Below are 6331 nucleotides of genomic sequence, written 5' to 3'. Positions count from 1 at the left end.
AAGATACCCGTTATGTTACCCGTTTTATTGTCAGATTGAAACAGATCGAAGAGTGCCTTTACATAGTGTAAACTAATGATATTTATGCTCTTTAATGTTTGATTTAGACCCATTTAGATGCATATATAATTTAATACTTCCTTTCGTCAATAAGTGCGATCTTGAGTTTCGGCATAATGATATAAGTCAAACTATGAGTTTATGCACGTATAGAATAAAGTGCTGTAGGTGTTTTTTTGAAGCAATATTAGTGCCATAACAGGACATATTTAATCTTAGCACGACTTTCAAATGCAGAAAGCATCCTTTTAAGTGCTTATGAAGCCATAAAATAAACAGAAGATTGAAGAGATAGAGTTTCAATCGCTTAAAAATGTATTTTTGTGGTGCAAAAAAAGTGTTGTTTTGATGCAGCATCAATTGTGCTTTAAAACAGACCATGACTAAATCTTCTTGGAAAAAAACAAATAACTATAATATTAGTAAAATGTATAAATCACTATAAATTAATAATTATCAAAAACTTATAACTTTATCTATTTTATTTTTTAATTTATGGCATGCTAATTGCTTAAATATTATTGAGTCAAAGAAGACTTTTTAAGTTTACAAGACGGCCAACGATGTCCGATCTGATCGATTTGTTTGCACAAAGTGATGTGTCAACAAAGCTGTATACGTTCAGTATGGGAGATGGCAATGTCTTTAGATTTATCAGCTAAAAAAGCGACTTCAATAAAGTTATTTAACTTTTCTGAACCTACCATGCGCGCATTCCACATGAGTTGGCTCGCATTCTTCGTTTGTTTCTTTGCATGGTTTGCATGCGCACCTTTAATGCCTGTCATTGCAGGTGAATTTCATCTCACAAAAGATCAAATCGCAAATATCAATATTGCCGCAGTCGCAATCACCATCTTAGTTCGTTTGATTGTTGGTCCTTTGTGCGATAAATACGGGCCACGCAAGACATATACCGCCTTGTTAATTATTGGCAGCATTCCTGTATTTGGTGTGGCTTCAGCAAATAGCTATGAATCGTTCCTTTTCTTTCGCCTCCTTATCGGTGCGATTGGTGCGAGTTTTGTGATCACTCAATACCACACCAGCATCATGTTTGCTCCAAATGTCGTAGGTACTGCAAATGCTGCTTCAGCAGGTTGGGGAAATGCAGGTGGTGGAGCAACTCAAGCACTCATGCCATTACTGCTTGCTGCTTTAGTTATGTTTGGTGTTGAGCAAACAATGGGATGGAGAATTGCACTGATTGTACCGGGTGTCATGATGGTGATCGTAGGTTTCCTTTACTGGAAGTTGACACAGGATTGTCCTCAAGGCGATTTTAGAGAGCTCCGTGAACAAGGTGTAGTGGTTGGTAGTGATAAAAAAGGTGGCCTTGCAATCTTAATGCATGCTGCACGTAATTATCGTGTATGGATTCTCTTCTTCTCTTATGCAGCATGTTTCGGTATCGAAATCTTTATCCATAACATCATTGCGATGTACTACGTCGAACACTTTAGTTTCGGATTAAAAGAGGCTGGTTTAGCAGCAGGTATCTTTGGTTTGCTCGCATTATTTGCACGTGCATTGGGTGGGATTCTTTCAGACAAAGTTGCACTTAAAAAAGGCTTGGATGGTCGTACTAAAGTACTGTTTGGATTAATCCTTGGCGAAGGGCTTTTCTTAATGTTGTTCTCACAAATGAATGGTGCTGTGTCGGCCATTCTAGTGATGACTGTGTTCGCATTATTTACTCATATGGCATGTGGTGCGACTTATGCGCTTGTTCCATTCATTGATCGTGAAGCTTTAGGTGGTGTGGCAGGCATCATTGGTGCTGGTGGAAACGTTGGTGCAGTGGCAGCGGGTTTCTTACTGAAAGGTATGTTGGATATTCAAACTTGTTTAATGGTTTTAGGTGGTTTGGTGGTCATTGCTGCGAGTTCGGTCATGTTGATCCGATTTTCGGTAGAGCATAAAGAAAAAGAACAACGCTTGTTTGAACAAGCGATTTTAGAACGTGGCTCAGAACAAAACAGCGCAGCTTAATCTCAGATTAGATTTTAGGAGAAACACAATGAAATTAGTGATGATTGGTCACGGTATGGTGGGTCATAAATTCGTCGAAGCCATCTTAGAGAAAGCTGATGATGAATTAGAGATAACAATTCTTGCTGAAGAACCACGTATTGCATATGACCGTGTACATTTGACTGAATACTTTTCAGGTAAATCAGCGAAAGATTTATCACTTGCTCGTTTCGATTTTGCCGATGCTCATGGTATCGATTTAAGACTAAATACCAAAGCCATCGCAATTGATACAAAAGAACAAACTGTGACAACAAGCATGGGTGATGTCATCAGTTATGACAAACTTGTACTCGCAACAGGTTCTTATGCTTTTGTTCCGCCAATTGCGGGGAATGATCGTGAAAATTGCTTTGTTTATCGTACCATCGAAGATTTAGATGCGATCCGTGCTGCAAGCTTAAATGCAACATCTGGTGTGGTGATCGGTGGTGGTCTATTAGGTTTGGAAGCGGCTAAAGCTTTACGTGATTTAAATTTAGAAACCCATGTGGTTGAATTTGCTCCACGTTTGATGGCGGTTCAGATTGATGATTTAGGCGGTAAAGTATTACGCCGTAAAATCGAAAACTTAGGTGTAAAAGTTCACACGCAAAAAGCGACACAATGTATCGAAGCTGGTAATGACGCTACGCATGTAATGAAGTTTGCCGATGGTAGCGAACTTGAAACAGATATTATTTTATTCTCTGCTGGGATTCGCCCACGTGATGAATTAGCACGTTCAAGCGGTTTAACACTTGGGGAGCGTGGTGGTATCAAGATCAATGATTATTGCCAAACTTCTGATGAAAATATTTACGCAATTGGTGAATGTGCGCTTTGGGACAATAAAATCTTTGGTCTCGTTGCGCCGGGCTATGACATGGCACGTATTGCAGCCAAGCATATTTTAGCTGAAGAAACACATTGTTTCGCTGGTGCTGATATGAGCACTAAGTTGAAATTGATGGGTGTAGATGTGGCATCGGTTGGTGATGCACATGGCATGACACCGAATTCGCTTAGCTATTTCTATGCTGATGAAGATACTTTGGTTTATAAGAAAATCGTTGTCGATGCAGACAAAACCAAATTACTGGGTGCAGTACTTGTTGGTGATGCAAAAGAATATAATGATCTTTTACAAATGATGTTGAATGGTATTGCATTACCAGAAACACCTGAAAGCTTAATCATGCCAGGATTTGCTGATTTCGGTGCGAAAGCGGGTGGTAGTGGTGTTGATTTACTTCCAGACAGCGCAACGATTTGTTCATGTAACAACGTATCGAAAGCAGATATTTGCCAAGCGATTTGTGATGGTTCCACCTCTTTAGGTGCTTTAAAGAAATGTACTAAAGCAGCAACGGCATGTGGTGGTTGTGCGCCATTAGTTACTCAAGTTTTAAAGTCTGAGTTACAACGTCAAGGTGTAACGGTTAATAACCATGTATGCGAACACTTCCCATACTCACGTCAAGAGATCTATCACTTGGTGCGTGTCAATGAAATCAAAACATTTGATGATTTGATCCAACAACATGGTCATGGCCTCGGTTGTGATATTTGTAAACCAATGACAGCAAACATTTTAGCATCGTGCTGGAATGACTTTGTATTGGAACCAACACACGCGGGTCTACAAGACAGTAATGACTACTACTTAGGGAATATCCAAAAGGATGGTTCATACTCAGTTGTACCACGTATGGCAGGTGGTGAAGTCACTCCAGATGGTTTGATTGCTGTAGGTCAAATTGCTAAAAAATATAACCTTTATACCAAAATCACAGGCGGTCAACGCGTTGACTTATTTGGTGCTCAACTGCACGAGCTACCATTTATTTGGGAAGAGTTGAATGCAGCAGGCTTCGAGTCAGGTCATGCTTACGGTAAATCATTGCGTACAGTGAAATCATGTGTAGGTAGTACTTGGTGCCGTTATGGCGTAGATGATTCTGTTGGTTTAGCGATTGAATTAGAAAACCGCTACAAAGGCTTACGCTCACCGCACAAACTAAAAATGGCTGTGTCAGGTTGTACGCGTGAGTGTGCTGAAGCACAAGGTAAAGATGTCGGTGTCATTGCGACAGAAAAAGGCTGGAACTTATATGTGTGTGGTAATGGTGGAATGAAACCACGCCATGCAGAGCTTTTAGCTTCTGATCTAGATACTGAAACTTTGATTCGTTATATCGACCGCTTCTTTATGTTCTATATCCAAACTGCTGATCGTTTACAACGTACGAGTGTATGGCGTGACAACATGGAAGGTGGTTTAGATTATCTCAAAGCTGTGATTGTCGATGATTCGCTTGGTCTTGCAGAAGAACTTGAAAATCGCATGGCACATGTCATTGGAACTTATCAAGATGAATGGCGTACTGCGGTAGAGAATCCTGAGATTCGTAAACGCTTCCAAACTTACATTAACGCAAGCGCTGAAGAGCAAGCTGATCCATATATTCAATTTACCGAAGTGCGTGATCAGATCCGTCCATTAAATGAAGCTGAACGTTCAGTTGATCGTATCCCGATGGTAGAAGCATAAGGAGAATCAAAATGACAAATCTAAAAGACATGAATATGCTTCCAGAAAATCAATGGATTGATGTGTGTCATCTTGATGACATCACACCCAATACAGGTGTAGGTGCACTGATTGCAGGTCAATCCGTTGCTTTATTCCGTGTAGGGAACGAAAAACGTATTTATGCATTAAGTAATCAAGATCCGTTTAGCCAAGCAAATGTGATGGCGCGCGGTATTATTGGTGATTTGCAAGGTGAGCGTGTTATTGCCTCACCGATTTACAAACAACACTTCAGTTTAGCAACAGGTCGATGTCTAGAAGATAAAGATCAAAAGCTTTCTGTGTTTCCAACCAAAATCGAAAATAGTCGAGTTTGGGTAGGTACTATTCCACAAAAAACTTATATTACCAATAATGGTGTTTTTCAAGAAAAATTGAAGCTCGTTTTGATCGGTAATGGTTTGGCTGGAATGCGCTGTCTAGAGGATTTACTCGACATGGCACCTGATCGTTATGATGTGACGGTGATTGGCGAAGAGCCTTGGGGTAACTATAACCGTATCATGCTTTCACCAGTACTTTCTGGTGAAAAAACCATTGATGACATTATGTTGCATCCACATGCATGGTACAGCGATAAGGGCATTAAATTTATTGCTGACGATCCTGCTATAAAAATCGATCGTACACGTAAAGTAGTGCATACGCAAAATGGCGAAAGTGTCGATTACGATCGTCTGATTATTGCAACAGGCTCTTCACCGTTTGTCCCACCTGTACAAGGCGTGGATTTGAAAGGTGTGATCAGCTTCCGTGATATTTATGATGTTAATACCATGATTAAATATTGCGAAACGAAGAAAAATGCTGTGGTGATTGGTGGTGGTCTGCTCGGCTTAGAAGCAGCTTACGGTCTCAAGCAACGCGGTATGAATGTTACGGTTCTTCATCTGATGGATCGTATCATGGAGCGTCAGCTTGATGGTCGTGCGAGTCGCATGTTGCGTCAAAGCATCGAAGAAAAAGGGATTAATATTATTACTGAGGCAAATACTGAAGCCTTGATTGGTCAAGATGGCCATGTTAACCAAGTACGTCTGAAAGATGGCACAGTGTTGGATGCTGATCTTGTCGTATTTGCTGTAGGTATTCGTCCAAATATTGCTTTGGCTCAAAGTGCTGGTTTACGTTGCAATCGTGGTATTTTGGTTAATGACACGATGCAAACATTTGACCCAAGTATCTATGCGGTGGGTGAATGTATTGAGCATCGTAATCAGACTTTTGGCCTTGTCGAACCATTGTGGGGACAAGCATTTATCTGTGCAACACACTTGGCAGAACACGGTAGTTTGACTTTCAAATCACCAACCGTTCCGACTCAGCTTAAAGTTAGTGGTGTTGATGTATTCTCGGCTGGAAATTTTGAACCGAAAGAAGATTACGAAGACATTATCCTGAATGATGAAAAACGACAAATTTACAAACGTATCATTATTCAGAAAGATAAAGTCATCGGTGCGGTACTGTTCGGTGATACTGAAGATGGCATGTGGTATGCGGAATTGATTGCAGATCAAACACCAATTTCAACATTTAGAAATAAATTGTTATTTGGTAAGGATTTTGCAATGAAGAAAGCAGGTTAATCATCTTTGGGGTTTAGGTTCTTCGGTGCCTAAACCCAAACAGAACGTGAAATTCAGGCATAGATGAAATAGG

The 6331-nt window shown here is 40.3% G+C and carries 3 protein-coding genes; all 3 read left to right on the top strand.

Features of this window, described 5'->3' with window-relative positions; genetic code table 11:
* The first annotated feature begins 699 nt into the window (after positions 1 to 699).
* The 3 genes from F933_RS05535 to nirD are packed head-to-tail and all read left to right on the top strand — an operon-like array spanning position 700 to position 6258.
* On the top strand, positions 700 to 2052 hold the full coding sequence (locus F933_RS05535) for an MFS transporter (RefSeq protein WP_005059125.1): 1353 nt from the start codon (positions 700 to 702) through the stop codon (positions 2050 to 2052).
* A 28-nt stretch (positions 2053 to 2080) separates the two neighbouring features.
* Positions 2081 to 4627 (top strand): nitrite reductase large subunit NirB, encoded by a 2547-nt coding sequence (gene nirB, locus F933_RS05530; RefSeq protein ID WP_005059124.1) that lies wholly within the window; start codon positions 2081 to 2083, stop codon positions 4625 to 4627.
* 11 nt (positions 4628 to 4638) lie between these two features.
* Positions 4639 to 6258 carry a nitrite reductase small subunit NirD gene (gene nirD / locus F933_RS05525; RefSeq protein WP_005059123.1) on the top strand — a complete coding sequence of 540 codons (1620 nt, stop codon included), beginning with the start codon at positions 4639 to 4641 and terminating at the stop codon, positions 6256 to 6258.
* The last annotated feature ends 73 nt before the right edge of the window (positions 6259 to 6331 follow it).

The organism is Acinetobacter beijerinckii CIP 110307 (genome assembly GCF_000369005.1).
GTDB lineage: Bacteria > Pseudomonadota > Gammaproteobacteria > Pseudomonadales > Moraxellaceae > Acinetobacter > Acinetobacter beijerinckii.
This window is presented reverse-complemented; position numbering and strand designations above follow the sequence as displayed.

Coding starts and splice junctions, on each gene's coding strand:
- F933_RS05535 (WP_005059125.1), top strand. CDS start 700: ATGTCTTTAGATTTATCAGCTAAAAAAGCGACTTCAATAAAGTTATTT.
- nirB (WP_005059124.1), top strand. CDS start 2,081: ATGAAATTAGTGATGATTGGTCACGGTATGGTGGGTCATAAATTCGTC.
- nirD (WP_005059123.1), top strand. CDS start 4,639: ATGACAAATCTAAAAGACATGAATATGCTTCCAGAAAATCAATGGATT.